The organism is Xenorhabdus thailandensis (assembly GCF_037996785.1).
Lineage (GTDB): Bacteria > Pseudomonadota > Gammaproteobacteria > Enterobacterales > Enterobacteriaceae > Xenorhabdus > Xenorhabdus griffiniae.
In genome coordinates, this window is sequence record NZ_JBBMXF010000003.1 from 156,184 (window position 1) to 175,851 (window position 19,668).

Annotated in this window: 19 protein-coding genes and 4 pseudogenes; 7 read left to right on the forward strand and 16 right to left on the reverse strand. The window is 39.1% G+C overall.

Translation table 11 applies throughout. The features are described from left to right. Positions 1-90 precede the first annotated feature (90 nt). Positions 91-1,215, reverse strand: coding sequence for a DUF4158 domain-containing protein (locus AAC853_RS00905; RefSeq protein ID WP_340613261.1), 1,125 nt, complete (start codon positions 1,213-1,215; stop codon positions 91-93). Between the two features lie 160 nt (positions 1,216-1,375). On the opposite strand from AAC853_RS00905, the gene AAC853_RS00910 reads away from it, so the two are divergent. Together AAC853_RS00910 and AAC853_RS00915 are read left to right on the forward strand one after the other, a co-directional pair. After that, the gene (locus tag AAC853_RS00910) at positions 1,376-2,005 is read left to right on the forward strand and encodes a recombinase family protein (RefSeq protein WP_340613260.1); all 630 of its coding nucleotides are present in this window, start codon (positions 1,376-1,378) and stop codon (positions 2,003-2,005) included. Positions 2,006-2,085: 80 nt separating this feature from the next. Further along, positions 2,086-2,334 (forward strand): helix-turn-helix domain-containing protein, encoded by a 249-nt coding sequence (locus tag AAC853_RS00915; RefSeq protein ID WP_340613385.1) that lies wholly within the window; start codon positions 2,086-2,088, stop codon positions 2,332-2,334. 187 nt (positions 2,335-2,521) lie between these two features. On the opposite strand, the gene AAC853_RS00920 is transcribed toward AAC853_RS00915, so the two are convergent. The 8 genes from AAC853_RS00920 to AAC853_RS00955 all read right to left on the reverse strand — a co-directional run bounded on the left by AAC853_RS00920 (position 2,522) and on the right by AAC853_RS00955 (position 11,226). Continuing rightward, entirely contained in the window at positions 2,522-3,484 is a 963-nt protein-coding gene (locus tag AAC853_RS00920) for a tyrosine-type recombinase/integrase (RefSeq protein ID WP_340613387.1), read from the reverse strand. A gap of 419 nt (positions 3,485-3,903) precedes the next feature. Beyond that, positions 3,904-4,584, reverse strand: a complete 681-nt coding sequence (locus AAC853_RS00925; protein ID WP_340613389.1) for a Sua5/YciO/YrdC/YwlC family protein — start codon at positions 4,582-4,584, stop codon at positions 3,904-3,906. Between the two features lie 4 nt (positions 4,585-4,588). Next, complete coding sequence (gene leuD, locus AAC853_RS00930; protein WP_340613391.1) at positions 4,589-5,248, reverse strand: 3-isopropylmalate dehydratase small subunit; 660 nt, start codon at positions 5,246-5,248, stop codon at positions 4,589-4,591. A 69-nt stretch (positions 5,249-5,317) separates the two neighbouring features. Next, complete coding sequence (leuC, locus tag AAC853_RS00935) at positions 5,318-6,706, reverse strand: 3-isopropylmalate dehydratase large subunit (RefSeq protein ID WP_340613392.1); 1,389 nt, start codon at positions 6,704-6,706, stop codon at positions 5,318-5,320. Positions 6,707-6,711: 5 nt separating this feature from the next. Continuing rightward, positions 6,712-7,887: an amidohydrolase family protein gene (locus AAC853_RS00940; RefSeq protein ID WP_340613394.1), complete on the reverse strand. Its 1,176-nt coding sequence runs from the start codon at positions 7,885-7,887 to the stop codon at positions 6,712-6,714. A 13-nt stretch (positions 7,888-7,900) separates the two neighbouring features. Next, positions 7,901-8,581, reverse strand: coding sequence for an iron-containing redox enzyme family protein (locus tag AAC853_RS00945; protein ID WP_340613396.1), 681 nt, complete (start codon positions 8,579-8,581; stop codon positions 7,901-7,903). An 18-nt stretch (positions 8,582-8,599) separates the two neighbouring features. Continuing rightward, positions 8,600-9,766, reverse strand: coding sequence for a LeuA family protein (locus AAC853_RS00950; RefSeq protein ID WP_340613398.1), 1,167 nt, complete (start codon positions 9,764-9,766; stop codon positions 8,600-8,602). Between the two features lie 362 nt (positions 9,767-10,128). Then, complete coding sequence (locus AAC853_RS00955; RefSeq protein ID WP_340613399.1) at positions 10,129-11,226, reverse strand: citrate/2-methylcitrate synthase; 1,098 nt, start codon at positions 11,224-11,226, stop codon at positions 10,129-10,131. A 193-nt stretch (positions 11,227-11,419) separates the two neighbouring features. Here AAC853_RS00955 and AAC853_RS00960 point away from each other — a divergent pair. Further along, positions 11,420-11,734: pseudogene (locus AAC853_RS00960) on the forward strand (IS6 family transposase); the annotation flags it as partial. A 504-nt stretch (positions 11,735-12,238) separates the two neighbouring features. Here the strand turns inward: AAC853_RS00960 and AAC853_RS17725 are convergent. Next, a pseudogene (locus AAC853_RS17725) lies at positions 12,239-12,383 on the reverse strand (transposase); the annotation flags it as partial. Positions 12,384-12,458: 75 nt separating this feature from the next. Here AAC853_RS17725 and AAC853_RS00970 point away from each other — a divergent pair. Further along, positions 12,459-13,617: pseudogene (locus AAC853_RS00970) on the forward strand (IS701 family transposase). A gap of 128 nt (positions 13,618-13,745) precedes the next feature. On the opposite strand, the gene AAC853_RS00975 reads toward AAC853_RS00970, so the two are convergent. From AAC853_RS00975 to AAC853_RS17730, 6 genes and pseudogenes are all read right to left on the reverse strand, one after another. Beyond that, positions 13,746-13,880 (reverse strand): transposase, encoded by a 135-nt coding sequence (locus AAC853_RS00975; protein WP_340613400.1) that lies wholly within the window; start codon positions 13,878-13,880, stop codon positions 13,746-13,748. A 10-nt stretch (positions 13,881-13,890) separates the two neighbouring features. Continuing rightward, the gene (locus AAC853_RS00980) at positions 13,891-14,466 is read right to left on the reverse strand and encodes an IS110 family RNA-guided transposase (protein WP_340613401.1); all 576 of its coding nucleotides are present in this window, start codon (positions 14,464-14,466) and stop codon (positions 13,891-13,893) included. A 32-nt stretch (positions 14,467-14,498) separates the two neighbouring features. Further along, positions 14,499-15,622 (reverse strand): annotated as a pseudogene (locus tag AAC853_RS00985) (ISAs1 family transposase). A 205-nt stretch (positions 15,623-15,827) separates the two neighbouring features. Beyond that, on the reverse strand, positions 15,828-16,298 hold the full coding sequence (locus tag AAC853_RS00990) for an MFS transporter (RefSeq protein ID WP_340613402.1): 471 nt from the start codon (positions 16,296-16,298) through the stop codon (positions 15,828-15,830). Positions 16,299-16,324: 26 nt separating this feature from the next. After that, the gene (locus tag AAC853_RS00995) at positions 16,325-16,702 is read right to left on the reverse strand and encodes an MFS transporter (RefSeq protein WP_340613403.1); all 378 of its coding nucleotides are present in this window, start codon (positions 16,700-16,702) and stop codon (positions 16,325-16,327) included. Between the two features lie 11 nt (positions 16,703-16,713). Continuing rightward, positions 16,714-17,079 carry an MFS transporter gene (locus AAC853_RS17730; RefSeq protein WP_422824157.1) on the reverse strand — a complete coding sequence of 122 codons (366 nt, stop codon included), beginning with the start codon at positions 17,077-17,079 and terminating at the stop codon, positions 16,714-16,716. 535 nt (positions 17,080-17,614) lie between these two features. On the opposite strand from AAC853_RS17730, the gene AAC853_RS01000 reads away from it, so the two are divergent. The 3 genes from AAC853_RS01000 to AAC853_RS01010 all read left to right on the forward strand — a co-directional run. After that, a complete protein-coding gene (locus AAC853_RS01000; RefSeq protein ID WP_340613404.1) occupies positions 17,615-17,800 on the forward strand; it encodes a hypothetical protein in 186 nt (61 codons plus the stop codon). 212 nt (positions 17,801-18,012) lie between these two features. Then, on the forward strand, positions 18,013-19,395 hold the full coding sequence (locus AAC853_RS01005) for an MBL fold metallo-hydrolase (RefSeq protein WP_340613406.1): 1,383 nt from the start codon (positions 18,013-18,015) through the stop codon (positions 19,393-19,395). Continuing rightward, positions 19,382-19,668: hypothetical protein (locus tag AAC853_RS01010; protein ID WP_340613407.1), on the forward strand; the 287-nt coding region annotated here is incomplete at its 3' end. The genes AAC853_RS01005 and AAC853_RS01010, both read left to right, overlap by 14 nt.

Here is a 19,668-nt window from a genome sequence, read left to right on the forward strand (position 1 = left end):
CTTGCGCAGAGAGTTTGATGTTCTGCGGGCGTGTTTGTCGGTGTATTGCCATTGATAGTCAACCAGATCAAAATTCTCCTTACAAAGATGCTAGCTGATTTTTCTCATATCAGTTTCACCAATCAGTGAAAATGCCTGCTTGCGAATTTCACCAAACGGAATACCGTCACTGAGTGTATTATCAACAAATAAGCTCAGAACGTTGCCGGCATACTTAAGCTTATTTCTGACCACTTCCAGTTCTTCAGCGACTTTTTGCTGGGCAAACGTTTTTGCGGATTCATGATGTTTTGTTACAAGATGGCAAAATGCAGTCACCAGCTTGTCATTGTTTTCCCGATATCGAAAAAAGAGATAACAACTCAGATAGAGCAGCCCCTGCCACTTGGGCATTCGCCTGATTTTATAAACTGAACGGTGCGTTACAACGGAGGCATAATAGAGCATGTTTCCACGGGATAATCGAAGAGCCTCAAGCAGCGATTTTAATTCAGGGTAAATATTTTTTATGGTTCTGTGCGTATTCAGCTCACGCTCCAGCTCTGAGGGCGAAAAGCTGCGGGCTGATCCCTTATATCCGGACAGGCTGTTAAGCAGTCCTTTGTCTGCTAGGATGCTCTGTAGGGTGTGAACCGTATTTTCCGACATTTGTCGGGACAGAATGGCTTCGGTTCGCTTTCTTTCGGCACTGAGCGTCCGGGTAACAAGCGTCTGGATAGTGCTGTATGCCGGAAGGGCAATACGCTGCTGACTAAAGAATGCGATGCATTCATCGAACATATATCGGGGATCAGTATAGATGGTTGCGACATCCTGGAGACGTAAGACCAGATTGTCAGTCATGGCGGGTGTCAGCTGCTCAAAACTAAGCAAGGCCAGAACCTGATTGATTAGCCGGGATCGGGTTGATTTGACCAACTCAGTGTACCGTGGTTTTGCGCCTGAAAAGTAGGTCTGGCAAATATACTGAACATCCAGTCTGACGTCCTTCAAATGGAATTTGGGAATAACGGGCTTAGCCCGGAAATACCCAATAAAGAGAATGAAATAAATACGGTTTTCGAATTTCTCCATTACGCGGATGTGTTCAAGAAGTGTGTCATTCAGGGCAAAATATTCTTCACGTTCTGTCTGACTGAATTCTGGGCGGCGATACAGCTCATCAATTTCATCGGTTTTAAGAATTTGTATCCGGCTTGGGCGCGGCGGCTGCATATTTTTCCTTGATAGATTTTTTACCAAAAAAGGTTGTCAAAAACGTTCACGACGAGTGCTGATAGGGTGTACTCTTAATACACTGGCGAAATGTGGTGCAGAAAATAACTCAAAACAATGTATAACGCACCAAAATAATGACACCATGTATAGTGAACTGATGAAAACCCCTGTGCGGATTTACGGATACTTGAGGGCATCAACCGATGAACAGGATGCTTCAAGGGCAAAAAATGAGCTGATTGAGTTTGCAAATGGATTGGGAACTCAGGTTGCTTGCTGGTTCGAAGAAAATGAATCCGGTGCCCAACTCCGTCGCCCAGAATTATTTCGTTTACTTGATGTTGCTATGCCGGGCGATGTGATCTTGGTTGAACAAGTTGATCGGCTCAGTCGTTTGAATACGACTGACTGGGAAAAACTGAAATATATGATTAACCATAAGGGACTGAAGGTCGTTTCTTTGGATCTCCCAACCAGCCACCAATTTATGGCGAAGACAGACGAATTCACTGAACGTATGCTGACTGCGTTAAACAATATGATGCTTGATATGCTTGCGGCAGTTGCTCGGAAAGATTACGAAGACAGACTGCGGCGTCAGGCTCAGGGGGTAAAGAAAGCCAAGCAGGAAGGTAAGTATAAAGGCAGACCGATAGACAAGAAACTGCACCAGAAAATCGAAGGTCTTCTCAGGGAACACAAAAGCTATAACTATATTGTCGATTTGCTCGGTTGTTCTAGACACACAATATCGAAAGTATCGAAAGAGATAAAATTTATAGAATGAATTTCATTGTAATATATTGAAATTAATTAATTTATTCTCATTCGTGGAACTTTTCGCTGAATTGGGCACAAACCCCCAAGATGCTGGCCACCATCGCGGAGTTTGAAAATGACTTACGCAGTGAACGCCAGGCGGAAGGGATCGCCAAAGCGAAAGAGAATGGTGTCAGATTCGGGCGCCCCGCTAAGTTAACCGAAGATATACGAAATGATATTTATCTCAAGCGTCAGTCCGGCACTACGATTGGTCAGTTAGCCAAGGAGTTCAAGCTAGGCGAAGCAACCATCTACCGTGTTTTGAACACATTTAAGCACGTGGATAACTCGTAGCTCTCACAAAGTTTACAGATCTGGGGGTTCTTCCACAGGACCCGCTTTTGCTTAGATTTTGATGTGAACCCAGCGTTAAAGCCCTCTGAAGAGAGTTGCAAAAAAATTCTGCTTTTTCTTCCATCATAAAAACTCCAAATTTCATATTGTTATAAAAATCCTCATTACCACTTTTGTCATTTTTTTCTTATTTGAATGTTAATCGCTTAGCCGCCTCTTTAAGACGTTTTTTACCCCGTTTATCGTATTGCTGGGTTGTCGTTACACTGGCATGACCCAATGCATCTTTCACGGTGAAAATATCTTCACCATTTTCAAGTAATGATGAAGCATAGGTTCTTCTTAAATCATGTGGTGTAAATTCTTTCATATTACTATTTAAATTTTTCAATAATCGTTCAAAAATAAAACGAATTGATGATGTGCCCAGCTTGTTACCTGTCACATCATCATTTTTTAATATACGGTTAAACAGATAGCCTGCGTGGGGTCCTCGTACCTCATTCACCCATAACAATAACCGTTCTTTAATTTCGTCAGGCATATAATTCTCACGCTCTTTATTCCCTTTACCGTGAATAATGATAAGTGAGCTTTCAAAATCAATATCCTCATATTTCAAATCTGCAACTTCAGAACGCCTTAACCCGCACCCTACCATGACGGCAAACATGGCTGCATCACGGACAGCAATGGCACTGTTAAGACTGTCAAAGTACTGGAATATTTTTTGAATTTCAGTTAATTCGAGCATCCTGCCTTTACTGACACGGACACCTTTGAGCCGTTTTACCGATTTAATATCTTGATATGTATGACTGTCTATGTGACGGCTGGATCTCGCTTCTTCAGCGACACCTTTGATCGCACATAACATCAGATTGATGGTATTGGGGGCTTTGTTTTGGTTAATTAACCGTTTGATCACTATCTGGACCTTCGTTTTGTCTAATGTTGACCAGTCAAATGTCGTCAGGTCAAAGGCTTCGAACATGTTCGCTATTTTATTCAGACATGACCGCATGGTTATTTGGCTTTTGGTCGATCGTAATCTCAGCAGATAACTGACCGCAGGGTTGATAGCATTATGTGTATTGACTGTGAGGTCATATGATTTTGTTACGTTGTCACTAATTATCAAATCATTCATTATTTACCTCACGGGAACACGCAATCTGAACAGGGTTTATTCTTTAAAATTCAAATGGATTACATTGGATTATAGCATGGATTTTTTCTTACTGCTTTAAACACCTATTTAAAACAGTAATGTCCTCTTTAAAAATCCGTTCAAAAAACGGATGGGTTACAACCAACATAATATCAATATTGATTATCATTTAAAAAATAATATCTATTCGTAATTAATTGCTTATAGTTTTCGAGTGAAAGCTCAAATTGGAAAATACCTTTTTACAGGGCTAACGCATGAAAGATTAATAAATAAACAGAAGAACTCGTATTGATTTATAAATCCTGAATATCTGTCTTTACCAGCTCATAAAACAAACTGATTTTGTTCTATATAAACTCATTTTTAGAGCAAAAAAGCTTCATGCGTTAGCCCTGCTACCTCAGTAATGGTAAATTGTTCTTGGTTGCGAAATCCTGATAACTTTCTTGGATTAAATCACTATTTATTCCAGACCTTCTCACAGTATAATTACAAAAATTTAGTATTGTTGTTGCCATTCGCTCTGAATTTTCATATTTCGACTTACCTAAATCACACATAAAATCAACTTGTTCTCTAATCTTTAACGGTACATCATTTAACTGAAAATTATTTCCACACTTTGAAAAATTGCCAGAAGAACCAACAAGTAATATATTTTTCAGAAATGCTAATTTAACCATTTCTTCAACAATAGGACCACAGTTAAGAAACACGGCTATTGAATCGTTTTCTGTTGAATGGTCAAGTACCCAAGGAGACAAAGAGCGAATAAGTTTTGACTGTTTATTCAATGGAAATACTACCGCTAGAGTATTATCCTTCATGATTTCTTTTAGCCAACTTAGTATTTTAATATCAGATATAATTGAAATATCAACAAGTACTTCTAGATTTCCAGCGACAATACAAGGGTTACTAAATGATCGCCCCTTTAGTTTATACATTTTTTGTATCGAATGCTCAGAGTTACCAAGTAAACCATAGCCAATATCCGCAGGTACTAGCGCTAATCCTTCATGACAGATGGAATCTAACGCATTTCGGGCAGTCTCTAATATTGATATATTAGACATATTATTATACCTTTTTGGATGTTATTTGAGGATGGTAGATCCATGGACTGGATAATAAATGTTTTTCCAAATATAAATTGATATCTGATAGGTGGGTTAGTGTGGTATCAATTTCATCTTGCCCACTAAATATTCTCTCCCTATCTCCATCGTCAATTTTAATAATGCCTTTTTCCACTTTACCATCTGGATCTGACCATTCAATAGTCTTTTTTTCAAGATCTAGGGTTATTAATAATCCCGATGAATTAGGCTCTACACTTTTCAACAATTTTAGTTGGTCGTCCTCATTCATTGTGGCGGTAATTAAACCATTGCGTATAGAGTTTCTTTGGAAAATTTCACCAAAAGACAGGGCGATAATCGCCATAAAACCATAATCTTTCAATGCCCAAACAGCATGCTCTCTTGAACTTCCACAGCCAAAATTCCAACCGGAAATAAGTACATTGGCATACTTATTTTCTTTTTTATTTAGAAAAAAATCTTGGTTAAGCATACCTTTTACATCATATCGATAACGAGCAAATAGCCCCTTACTGAGTCCCACTTTTGTAGTTGTGACCAACTCGGTCTGAGGAATAATTGCGTCTGTATCAACATCATTCTGATTCAGTAAGCAAGCTCTGATATTTTCTAGTACATACTGATAGTTTTCTTTCATTATATCTCCTAAAGCACTTTGTATGATTTTCATTAGATATGAATATAGGGATAATAGATAGGTTAACTATTAAATCGTTACACTTCTTGGATCTTCTATTTTACCCACAATTGCAGAAGCAGCAGCCAATGCGGGGCTACCCAGATGTGTACGAGCATTAGGTCCCTGTCGATGTTCAAAATTACGGTTACTTGTTGAAACGCAACGTTTGTAAGGTTCGACAAATTCTCGATTAACACTCACACACATTGAGCAACCAGGTTCTCGAACCTGAAACCCTGCTTCAGTAAACACGTTGAGTAGACCTTCTTTTTCCGCCTGACGTTTGACGCGCTCTGATCCTGGAATCACATAAGCAACAACATGAGGGGCTACTTTTTTACCACGACATACACTTGCTGCAATACGTAAGTCACTAATTCTGCTATTTGTACAGGAGCCAATGAATACAGTATCAATTTTCGTGCCGCGTATAGGTTGACCGGGAGTAAGCCCCATATAGGCTATTGCCCTTTCATCAATATTATTTTTAGGTATTGGTATAGTTCCGCTGACTGGAATCGATTGTGAGGGCAGGGTTCCCCAAGTAATCTGTGGTTCAATGTTCGAAATATCGATCATCAATTCTTGTTTTACTTCTGCATCAGGGTCACTGGCTAAAGCTAACCATAACTGTTCCAGTTTGTTTTTTTCATTAATATTTTTACCCAGTTCAGTAGCCCATATATAGTCAATAGTAGTCTTATCTGGAGATATAAATCCTGAACGTGCACCAATTTCAATTGCCATGTTACATATTGTTAGTCGTCCTTCCATCGACATGTTACTAATAGCCGTACCCGCAAACTCTATGACCGAGCCTTTAGCTCCAGCAGAACCAAGAGACCTACATATGTGTAAAATATAATCCTTTGGCAGAATATATTGTTCTTTATCAGAATTTCCATCAATATTTAACCTTAATACACTCGGGCGACGTTGTACTATTGTCTGTGTTGCCAATACATGCTCTACTTCGCTAGTTCCGATCCCAAATGCTATAGTCCCTAAAGCACCTAAAGTACAAGTATGAGAATCTCCGCAAACGACGGTCATACCCGGCATAATTATTCCTTGTTCCGGGGCAATAATATGAACAATTCCTTGATGTTCACTACCAATGCGGTGATGAGAAATACCAAATTCTTCTGTATTTTTTCGCATCACAGAGATCATTTGCTCTGCTTCCGTAAATGTCCCTCCAACTCGATTTGGCATCGTTGAAACAATATGATCCTCAGTACCTACAGCAAGACTCGGGAAACGAACCGAACGCTGCTGTTGCCTTAATCCCTCGAACGCTTGAGGGCTTGAGACTTCATGTAGTAAGTGACGATCTATGAACAATATATCCTCGCCATTATGAAGAGTTTTAATCGTATGCTGTTCCCAAATCTTATCAAACATTGTTTTACCCATATCAATCACATCCTATAAAAATCGCTGGCGTTTTTACCAAGAAACTTAGCTTTGGTTTGAGCGGTAAAATTAGGATGTGTCGCTAAGCTCATGAACGTTTGACTTAGCTTTCCCCCTTCGTAATGAACATGTGGAAAATCAGCGGAACCCAGAATTCTATCTTCACCAACGAGGTCAACAAATTCTTCAAGTCTAGGTTCATCACCTTCAACCGTAAAAAATACATGGTTGTCACGCAGATAATCCAATGGGCCTTTTTCAGCCAACCAAATTTCTGCTGTGGGAGTTTTACGCCATTTTTCTACCCGATCAATAAATGTGGGTAACCAAACAGCACCAGCCTCTACAAAGGCCACTTTTAATTTAGGAAAGCGGTCTAATATACCGCCGGCTAAGACGGAAAAGAGGCCATGTAACATACCAGCCTCAAAGTGAAGAATTAAGCTAGCTGGAATACTTGTAAGTGAATCATTCAAGCTATCATGAGGCCATCCGACATGGATGCTCATTGGCATATTTTCAAGACATAAGGTTTCATAAACTAGATCAAAACGACGGTCATGCAAGGGGATATCACCAACTGAACTTAATAGCATGCAAGCGGAAGCACCTAACAACTTAGCCCGCCTGATTTCGAGTACCGCAGCATTTGTGTCGCGCATCGGCAATACCGCTGCCCACTTTAAACTTTCTGGTCGCTGACCACAACGTTCTCCCATGAAAGAGTTATAGGCTTGTACCAGCGCATTCTCAAAACCAGGATCTCGAGTGAGGGGGTGTAACATCAGTGTTGGATAGAGTACAACTACATCTAACCCGATGGTCTTCATACATTCAATATATTCGTTTGAGTCCATTAAACTTTGAACTGAAACACTTACAGGTTTTGATTTGGCATAATCCGATGTCGATGGACTCGCATAACATGAAGGGTTTCTCCCCATTAGTTTTGGTCTAATTTCACCATCTATTAACCACACTTTATTTCGAGTTGGTCGATGCTTTATTGCATCTTTTATATCAATGATTAATGGTTTCCTATGTTCATATTTTTTATCAATATGTTTGAAAACTTCCTCATTTTCTTCAATATGAGAATCAGCATCAATAAATGGACGAGCAAAACTGTAGAGTTCTTTGTAACAGGAATATGGGGATTTATTAGTACAGATATTTTTCATAGTAGTTCAACCCTTATTTAATGGATGAATAATAATTCTGTAGCATATTCCATTCCTTGATAGCAATCTTTACTACTTCCCAAGCATTATGTTCAAAACAATCAACTTGATCGGCATATTTCAAGATCAAATTTCTAGCGTGGTTACTGTGTTCAATATCAAGCTCTCCATGTAGATAAAACCATTCTAATTCATTATCACTGAAACCATATTTCAACTTTAAAGCATTCGCCATCTGACTGGCACTCTCTGGTGTTTGCCGCTCATTGCAATAAATAGCAAGCATTGCCAAAATAGGATGACGTTCTTTGCAACAATTGATTAAATAATTTGTGAATCGTTTTACAGGTTCAGCAACAGGAGTACTTTTGATTGTTTGTTCATCTGCTCCACATGCAAACGCAAACCGTTTCATTAAGTTGAAATGACTATCCGAACCATCATGAATATTAGTTTCCTCTCCAATAAGTTGTTCAATTTGAAAAAGTCGTATATCCAGATAATCTTTAGCATTACTATGTATTGAACTAAACGAAACATTTTGTAAATATGTTTGATAATACTTTTGAATAGCCCATTTCTTTAGGTTAGAAAGTGATGTAACTTTATTGACAATGTTCTGAACAGATTCGTGTTTTACATATCTATTTTCATCAATGAACTTATCAATTTCTTCTAATATAATTTTCTTCATTTGTTAGTCTCTATGTTATTAGTTTTTTGATTCCACAATATTTTTTTGTTGAAAAAAAAGTTCACGAAAATGATGCTCATCATTATATTTATGAACATCTTTACTGGAGGTGATTACTTTATACATAAGCTCGATAATTTCAGGTGATGTTGTTTTAAGGTTGTATTTTTCTATTAGTTCTGAAATTATACTACGACCAGAAAGTCGGCTTATTATATATTCTCGCTTACGACCATAGATATCAGGGTTGACTGATTCATAACACACAGGATCTTGTAGCATCCCATTAATATGAATCCCTGCTGCTGTTGAAAATACATATTTACCCATGATAGGTTTTTGAGGTGAAATAAATAGATTAATTTCATTTATTAATTTTTCGCACGCGGCAATCATTTTAATTTTATTTATATTAACGTTCATTCCAAAGTCTTGACCGTGATATAAAATAACTGTAACCAGCTCCTCAATTGCAGTGTTTCCAGCTCGTTCACCGATACCACATAAAGATACTTGAGCACAATCTGCACCACCGACAAAACCTGCAAATGAGTTAGCCACTGCTAATCCCATATCATTATGACAATGAACTGACAGCTCAACATCTTTGCCAATGAAGTTACGTATAGCTCTCACTTTTTCTTCAAATTTAGATGGAATAGTTCCCCCTACAGTATCAGCTAATACAACACAATCAGCCCCCTGTTCTAAACCTGCCGCAATCACTTGTTTAAGCATGTCAAGTGAACCTCTTGATGAATCTTCACAACCAAGGGATATATGCTTTGCTCCATTTATTCTGGCGATATGAACTGAGTTACGGGTTTCTTCTACAGCATCTTTTAGGGAAATATGACGTTTTTTCTCTAGGTGAATTTCAGAACCCGTAAGTAGTAGTTGAATTTGAGCACGTTGAGCTCCAGAAGTTGCCCGAATTGCACATTCAATATCTCTTGCATTAGCTCTTGCGAGGGCAGATATTGATGCGTTTAAACCTAGCTCACTGATTGCCTTAGTGGCTTCATAATCAGCCGAAGAGCACGAAGGAAAACCACCTTCGATATAATCTACGCCAGTAAGGTCAATCCATTTCGCAAGTTCTACTCTCTGCTCTACAGTCATGGCATTACCAGGAGCTTGTTCACCATCGCGAAGCGTCGTGTCGAACAATTTTATGGTACGCATAAGCATCCCTCTTTTTTATTTTTATAAAAAATAATTTTGAATATTATTAGATCGGTAGAGTAAAACTTTCTTAATATGCTGCTGTAGCAAATGTCTTTAACCTATGTATACCACTAATGCTTTATAAATTAATCTATTAACATGGCGACAATTTACATCGACATAGGAATCCAGATTTTATGTGTCTTTAAGACACATAAAATCTAATCTAAATACCCAGCGGGTTAATATAAAAATTATATAATTATAAAAATACAAATAGCCGCCGGATTAATAGTCATATCAGGGATTCATCTCATATACTCGGTTTTGATTTTTTTGTGTATTATTATAACTGGTTCCATTCCAATTTTGTTGTTCCTCTACGACGCTGGAATGGAGCCCGTGTAGAGAATAGTTGGACGGATTAGTCTGTTTTTACCTGCTTGTTCGATAATATGAGCGCTCCATCCCACGATGCGTCCAAGACAAAAAGTGGGAGTATATAGGCCGCTTTCCAATCCAGATACACGCAATGCAGCGGCCGCCCAGAACTCTAGATTCGTATATAGATCACGCCCAGGTTTTTCCTCCTTTAATATTTTCACAATAATTGGTTCTACTTCTAATCCCAACTGAAGCAGAGGATCAAATTTTTTATATTTTTCACATATAGACCGTAATGCAGCGCCCCGTGGGTCATATATTTTATAAACACGATGACCAAATCCCATTATCCGTTCACCATGTGCTAACTTTTGCTTGATAGTAAATTCAGCATTCTCAATACATCCTATTTCATCGAGCAAGGTGTCAACTTTAGAAGGTGCCCCACCATGAAGAGGGCCAATCAATGCACTGACTGCTGCTACAATAGAAGAGGTTAAGTCTGCTTCTGTAGAAGTAACTACACGGGCTGTAAAGGTAGATGCATTGATTGAATGGTCCATTGAAAGTATCAAATATGTTTCCAGTAACTTAATTTTTTCAGGTAATGGTTTTTCTCCTGAGAGCATATAAAGATAATTTTCAACATGACCAAGAGACATATCTGGTTCCTTGAATTGTGTCCCTTTTCTTTTGTTGAATAAATAGGCAATTATCACTGGAACTGCGGCAATCAATTTTATAGCTTCATCTAGCTCGGGTGGATAACCGTGAGCGCTCACTGGCATAGCTGATAATATAGTTCTTAAAGCAGCCATATAGCTAGCTTTTTCAGGAATGAAATCCATTATTTGATAAGCCCATTTTGGTAAATTACGGGCTTCTGATATTTTCTTAGAAAATACAATTAATTCTTCTGGTTCGGGGAATTTACCTAGCAATAGTAAATATGCCACTTCTTCGAATGAATATTTATTCGCGATATCTTCGACTCGATACCCTCGGTATATCAATGTTCCATTAAGACCATCAATAAAAGTGATTTTAGAAGTTCCTATTACTACACCTTCCAAACCTTCATTTATTTTATTCATGTTGTTTTTCCTAGTGAACCATAACTTACCTTCCCAAAAATACGTGATTATGTTGGAATGTCCAGCACTAACCCGCCGTAGTTGTCGGTGTGTTGAGATTGGGTGGGTTTTTATTGACGCAGGGCGTTGGGGTTCTGTCGAAAATAGGAAAGTCAGGTTATAGTGTCAGCCAATAAATCCAGATTAAGGTTGAATGATGCTCAGTTTCAAAGGTCGCCACTTTCCGAAAGATCTCATCCTGATGGCAGTGCGATGGAAGTTAGCTTATCCGCTGAGTTATCGCCATATCGAAGAGCTACTGGAAGAGCGTGGCGCTGATGTGGATCATTCAATCGTGCAAAAATGGGTCGTTCATTATGCGCCCCAGCTTGAGCAAGCTTTCCGAAAAAGGAAGAAGCCCGTGGGGAGCCCCTGGAAGATGGATGAGACCTATATCAAAGTGAAGGGTAGATGGGTTTACCTTTACCGGGCCGTCGATAACGACGGATACCCCATTGATTTTATGCTCTATATGAACGCATCCCGTTTGCAAGACAAAAATTACTCTGGCATCGACGGTAGGTTGCAGCTCTATATCCGTACATGGACTCCCGCTTATGTGCAAGATAAGTTCATTGGATGGCGGTCATAACTGCGTTCGTACATTCGGCTTCTGTGTTTGCAGGTTATTTTCTGCTGAGCCATGATAGATATGTGCACACCTGCTCCTTATCGGCCTTCAGACCTTTATTCATTCTTGGTCGTCGGATATCTCAGGTTTTGCAGGTGTCGGTTTGACCGATCTTCCATCTCACTTTTCCTGCGCAATTAGCAAGATCAATACAGCTAAAATAAATTTCATTCCTCTGTGATTACGGTGTCACTCTGAACTTTTCTTCACCCATTAATATCACCCATGATATTCTGGCGATCTTATTTGCCAGCGCGATAGCCACAATATTTACCGGACGGCGCTGTATTAGTTTTTTTATCCACTCACCATAGTTATCATGTCTTCGGTTTATATGGTAAATCACGGCTATGGCGCCCTGAACCAACAGCTTTCTTATATAACCATCACCCCGTTTCGTTATGCCAGCGAGTCTGGTTTTCCCACCACTGGAATATTGTTTGGGGGTTAACCCTAACCAGGCAGCAAAGTGTCGGCCGTTTTTGAACAGACTAGTACTACAGCCGTAATCCATATTGTGCCATGATGGGGCTCTTCTTCCTTAAATAAAAGGCGGTGTCACATGCCATCCCCTGCCAAAATCTGGGAACAAGAACTGCTGACATTACATGCCCGTCTGGCCCCCTTATTTCACTCTATCGGCCCACGACAACGCAGCCTTGCCTATCTTCGGGGATTGCTCAGTGATGTTGAACGTAAGAATAGCTGGCAACTGGCTGAATGGATGGGGGAAAGTACCCCCGATGGGATTCAATATTTGCTGGAACGCGCTGATTGGGATGTCGAGATGGCCCGCGATATCCTGCGGGATTATGTCACTGAGAATTTGGGCGATGAACAGGGTGTTCTCATCATTGATGAAACCGGTTTTATCAAAAAAGGGACACATTCTGCCGGGGTACAGCGTCAGTATAGTGGGACCGCTGGACGGGTAGAAAACAGCCAGATAGGCGTATTTCTTTGTTACGCCGGCAACGGAGGGCATGCCTTTGTTGACCGGGCATTATACCTGCCTCGCCAGTGGACAGATGCCCGTTCCCGCTGTGAAGCTGCGGGTATCCCCGCCAGCGTCACTTTTGCAACGAAACCCCAGTTGGCCCGGCAGATGCTGGAACGAACATTGGATGCCGGCGTTCCCTGTCGCTGGGTGACCGCGGATGAAGTTTATGGCCGTGACCGTCGTCTAAGAGTCTGGCTGGAGTCCCGATACCAGCCCTTCGTGTTAGCCATTCCCTGCAATGCCCCCTTATGGTGGCAAGGACCCGAGTATATCCGTGCTAAACGTATTGCCGACCGCTGACTGGAAAGCACGGTCAGCGGGAACAGGGACAAAAGGTGAGCGTTGGTATGACTGGGCTGTCGTGCCGTTATGGCGTTTACAGATAAGTGAAGAGGATCGACGTTATGGTCATTATTTGTTAGTTCGGCGCAGCCGGGATAGCAGGCAGGAACGGGCTTACTATGTGGTGTATGCCCTGAGAGAACAGGCGGATCTTAATACGCTGGTTCAGGTTGCGGGTTGTCGCTGGGAAATCGAAAGTGGCTTTGAGGAAACCAAAGGGGAATGTGGGCTGGATCATTACGAAGTGCGGCGATGGCAGAGCTGGCACCGACATATTACCTTGTCGTTGCTGGCCCATGCAGTCCTGGCGGTTCTGCGGGTACAGGAGAAAAAAAACACCGGTAGGCCAGGTTCCACTCAGTGTAGCGGAACTCCGTAAGCGGCTGTCAAAGCTGATGGAAAAAGCGGGAAAGACAATAGAACAGATTTTACATTGGTCAGACTGGCGACGACGGCATCAATACCGAGCGCAACAATGTCACTACCGTCGCCGGGGAGATCATCGGCTTACAGAGCAATTACGGCTGTAGTACTAGGATCCCCAACGCGACTGACAATGGCCGTGGCGATCACTGGCCCAATACCGGGAATGGTGGCTAGCCGTTGACAGGCATCGTTCTCTTTGAAATATCTGTCAATCATTTCGTTAAGCTCACCGATCCACGCCTAATTGTTCAAGATACATCCCGCCCAGCTTTCTCAGGATAGGGGTTATCACGGACTCACCATCCTCTATAAGCTCAAGGAGACCTTTTTTTAGCGAAGACAGCCCGGTCGGAAATATGATGCCTTCTTCGGAAAACAGACTGCGGATCTGATTTGATTTAGCCGTTCTTTCCTGGATAGCCCCTTCCCGTACTCTGTGCAATGACTGTAATGATTGCTGCTCAGCACTTTTTATGGGCACACAGTGAATATCCCGTCTTGTGACTGCCATACCGATCGCAGCAGCATCATTAGCATCATTTTTTCCGCCGACAACAAAAGGTTTAACGTATTGGGTTGGCAACAAATGAACCGTGTGCCCCAACTTTGTCAATTCCCGAGCCCAATAATGTGCACCGCCACAGGCTTCCATGCCAATCAGACAAGGTTCGCGGTTACTGAAGAACGTTAAAAAATCCGGCCTCCTCAGTTGCTTATCAATAAGTTCACCGGTGTATTCATCGACAAAATGAATTTGCATCAAATGTTTTGCAATATCGACGCCAAAAGGAGTAAATTTCATGGGTAGATCCTCCAGGGCAAGAGCGTGAATGCTCACTTCTTGCCCAACACCGTAAATCCTGCGACTAATACCTTGTCCAGATAGTTAATATCCATGCTCGCAAGCCGTTGTTTTCGGCGAATACTCGCTTTTTTGGTTGTTTCTGCCCGCAACATATTGACACTGATATGACGCATACATCCCAATATTTCAGCCGATTCTCCCCGATGGATAAGGCAAGCATCTTCTCCCATAGTGACATCAAGAACCCAATGTAATCGTGTTTCGATCCCCCAATGGCTCCTGACAGCGGTCGCAAATTTATCCGTGTTTAGCTCCGCTGAACTGATGTAATAACGATAATCGAGCGACTCTTTTCCTTTATTATTAATTCGATACCCGATTGCTACGCCGATGCTTTTTAAGTTTTTCCATTCAGGAAATGGTTGAGATAACGCTTGTGCAGACAATACATGATATTCACGCGCTTCTATACGACCATGCCCTTGTTCTATCGTGATATTTTCGGCATGACTCACTGCTGAGACTTGCGCAGACAACGCCTTCTTGACGGCGTGATACAGCGTTTCCTGATTGCCTTTCACCGCCAGAAGATAGTCACCTTCTTGCTGCACAATTTGTTCCGCAATCTTCGTTTGACATCCCATCGCATCAATCGTTATCAGGCAGCCTTTGATATCCAGCAAACGGAGTAATTTAGGGATCGCAGTGATTTCATTGGACTTTTTGTCTGTCTTCAATTGCCCCATCACAACGCCATTCTGGGTGGCAAACGCACTTACATCGACTGCCGATCCTTGCCGTGATAAGTTCCCCGCAATGTTTTCCCGTCAATGGCGATAATTTCCCCTTCAGAACGTTCATTAATCCCTTGAACCCACTGGATAAAACAGTGCTGAAACTCAACAGAATTGAGACGAGAAATAAGTCGAGCGATAGAATCATGTCCCGGTATTCCATTCGGGAAAAGTGATTTTTTTTGATACCAGTCCAGATACGTTTCGCCGAAATCTTCAATATCTTCCCATCCTTCCGCGCCGGCGATGATGGATGTAATTGCCAGAAAAAGGATATCAAACAAAGGATAACTGATCTTAGACGACTGGCGAGGGTCTGTTAACGTACTGAAATATTGAGAAAAGGCATCGATGCTCATGAGAATACTTCCTAAAAAAAGAAGGATGAGATGATGTTTTTTCTTATCCGTCAACCCTAAATTTTGTTAACAAAAAATTCACGCTCTCACCCTGGTAGATCCTCCAGTCATCAGGGAGCAATAGTCTCCCGCTTTTAGGCACTATAAGGCCGGAAATCTGTGAGGATCCACATCTCATCTCTCAATTCCAGCACAATGCCAAAGGCTAAGTGGTTGGGATGCGTTCATTACATTCTCCTATACTCACCCTTTTTGCTTTCTTTGCATTTTTCTCATAATTATATCCAATAAAATAGAAAAACAAACTAAGCAAAGTAGCTGTACAGAGTGTAAAAAATAAGGACGATGGAGTAGCATAGTTAAGTAAAAAACCTGCTACTATTGGCGACAAAGCTCCACCAATAAATCGAAGATTATGTATCCCATAATAGCTTCCTTTTAAATTTTCAGGGGCGATATGATCAATAAACATATATTCTAATGGTATGACAATAATTTCTCCAAATGTAAAAAAAAACATTGAAACTACCCAGAGTAATACAGATTTCCCAGCAGTCCAAAAACCAATGACACCTATAAAAAACATCATGATTCCTAAACAAAAACTACGAAATATATTTTCTTTAGATAATTTATTGCTTACAAAATATTGTAATGAAATTACTAAAAAAGGCATTCACAGGGTTAATAATTCCGAGAATTTCATACACCAAAGTCTGCATTGGATGTTTTCAATAAATACTGAGAAATATAACTAGCTGATTGACTGAACACAAGGGAAATGAAAGTGCTACCAATAGTGAAGTAAATTAAGGCATGATCTTTAAATAAAACACTCAATGTTTTAAAAAAATTTATTGAAATAGATTTATTCTCTAAGTTTATATTTCTATGAAAAGATATATTTTCATAAAATCGGATAAACAGAATAATTAACATTATAAGAGAAATTCCTCCTGAAAGATAAAATGGAAGAGTTGAATTTAATTTAGCAGCGATTACTCCAATAGGAGCCCCTATGACCCAACCTGCATTTGATAAAGCATAATTGAGAGAGAAAACCTGTGATTCTTTTTTCATTAGAAGTCCATTCAGCTATACATGATTTTATCGTAATATTTAACATTCCATTTGGAGGTATATATTAAGCTCAAAATTAATATCATTATCCATGATTTATAAATTATAGGAATTAAAAACAAATTAAATGAGAAAAGCATCATACATGCAAATATAACTAGGATTTTGTCAAGTCTATCAGCTAAGTATCCAGTCAATGAGTTAAAAAATATACTAACCAATAGGCTTGCACTAAGAATAGAGCCAACTAATTCAAGTGGTAATTTAAAATTACTGGAAATATATATTGCCATAAATGGAAGGGTTATACCTCGTGAAGTTGTTGTTGCGAATGTATTAATTAGGAGTATTGAAATTGGCGGTTTGTATATTTTCATTGTTTACCTCGTAAGTATTATTATCACTTATCTGTGAATTGGCTGGACAATGGTAAATGGTATGAGAAAAAAATAACTTTATTGGCTTTGATATACCTTTGATATAAAAAATAATCAAGTAATAATTGTGGGTTTGATTCCCTAATCAATGCAAACTACCGGAAATTTTTTTCGACGCATTGGTGCTTTTTCACATTTGTTTCATTACTGTTTATGATGGAAGGAGAATTACGCAAAAAAAACCAAAAAAGTATTTGGTGGGGAAAATTCTTACCTAACGCATAGGGTAGAATAATTTAAATTTAGAGCATTAATTTATATTGTATACCATTACAATGACTTAGATTTTCAGCCTAATTTAAAGCTTATTTATGTGATAAACATCACAGATAAATGTCTTTGTAACTATATAGTTTAAACTTAATTGTTACCATTTGGTTAATTAATCGTTAAAAAATGATTATATTAACTCTGTTAACAATACAGAAACAACGAATAAGTTGATGGTTTTATTCAAAAAAATGAGGAATGAGAAATGAAAGATTCTAACGCACTAAACAAAGTATCGAGTAGTGATCTTGAAAAAATTTCGGCAAGCCTCAGTAGAACAACACCGATGGTTAATCCGAGTGGAACAGACAAACCAAAAGGCTTGTTTGTTATCAAATCGAAAACTGATCCTTTAGATGCAAAATTAATGGAGCAATGCTGTATTCGCTGAAATTTATTCAGCTTACATATTCAACTAATCCATGTATATACTCATAAATATGGATTATGCTAACTATTTTCTGAAATTATTCTGAGAATATGCTCTTTAGAAAAAGATGGTATCTTAAGGGCATATTTTCTAAGACAAAAAGCAAATTACTAACCACAAGGTGGTTAATTCTTATAATCAGGAATTCCACCATTAATAAATAGGTTATGCCTATGAAATGGACATATTTGGGTCACACTTGTTATTTTATTGAAACAACCAATCTAACAATATTGGTAGAACCGTTGCTTAAATCAGTGTTTCAAGTTGGAACTGCACAAGTATGTCCAAACCGAACTATAAATATTGAGAAATTACCAAAAATAGATGTAATAATTATTACTCATCAACACCCAGGCCATTTTGAGCTAGAAAGTTTATCGATGATAAATCGCGATGCATTAGTCATTTTCCCCCCATCGCAGAGTATCAAATTAGGTCTAAGCATTCTCGGATTTAGCAACTTTCAAATTGCAAAAGCTGGGGAAACAATAGAAATAAATTCACTAAAAATTCTATTTACTGGTGAGAAAATCCTTGAGAATTTCCAATTCAGATTCACCATTAAAGATGGAAAAGATGCGATTGCGTATTCCGGTGATTATTATTTAGATGTTAATGAAGCGCAGTGTATAAAAACATTTTGCAGTAATAATCCTGTATTGATAGGTGCTTATCCAGATGTACAACATCGGTTTTTAACATATTGGGATATAGAATTTCCTAGTACTGACATTGAGAATATGCTAACAGGAATAAAAGCACTTGAACCATTATTTTTTGCTCCAGGTTGTTCTGGGATGAAATACGTTGATAAATATGATTGGGCAAATTATTATAGTTTCCCCATGCACCCAAAAGATTTCATAGAAGAGATTAAGCCTTATCTACCAGGGATAGAAATGGTTACATTACTACCTGGTGATGTAATTTCAGTGGTCAATGGGATGCCTAAGCTAGATATACAGGGTTCCCCAATAGTCAAAAGTACGGGTAATTTTGACCGTCCAAGAGTAGATCCAACAAAGAGTCTATCTCCGCTCCAAGATGATGACCCTAAATGTCTTGGAATTGATGGGCTAGAAAAAGCAGTTTCTATTTGGTTGCAAAATAAGTTTGTTCCATGGTTAGAAAAGCAAAGAGAACGTATTGATAGTTCTATTGCAGTATTGTGCAAACAGCAGGCTAGATATGGAATAGAAATTATACTTCCTTCAAATTCAATCAGAGAATATGTTGTAGAATTTTCTCCATCGGGAATAAAGTTAGAAAAATTATCTATTCCATATGTTTCATTACATATTAGAGTTAGCGCTTCTGCTTTACTAGCTTGCGAATCAGCCGAAATACCTTATTTTGTATTATATTTTCATTCAAGAGTCTATTCAACATTACATCGTATTTTTCAATCGGATGATGGTGTATTTAAAATACAGAGATACGATGTAAGAGATCCTATTTTTTCATATTTCAATAACGATTCAGAAACTCACTTTAACCAATGGGTGAAAAGAGAGGCCAATCGATTAATGAAGGTTAAACATGATGAAAATTAGAATGGCTATGGGTGTTAATGGAATTAATACTCCAAAAGGATTTTTCATTAGAAATACATCAACTTTAGACACTTACTTTAGTGACCTTCTCACGCAACCATTGTTTTTAGTTATGCAAAGTATATTGTCTGATTGGGTTTATTTAGGTGATGCTGTAAACCAAGTTAGTATGATATTTGATTTACCTAAAAAAATAGTTGAGGCTTCTTTTAATCAACTTATAGAAATAAAGATGGTAGTTAAGCAAGATGATCCACTTAATAAATATATTGA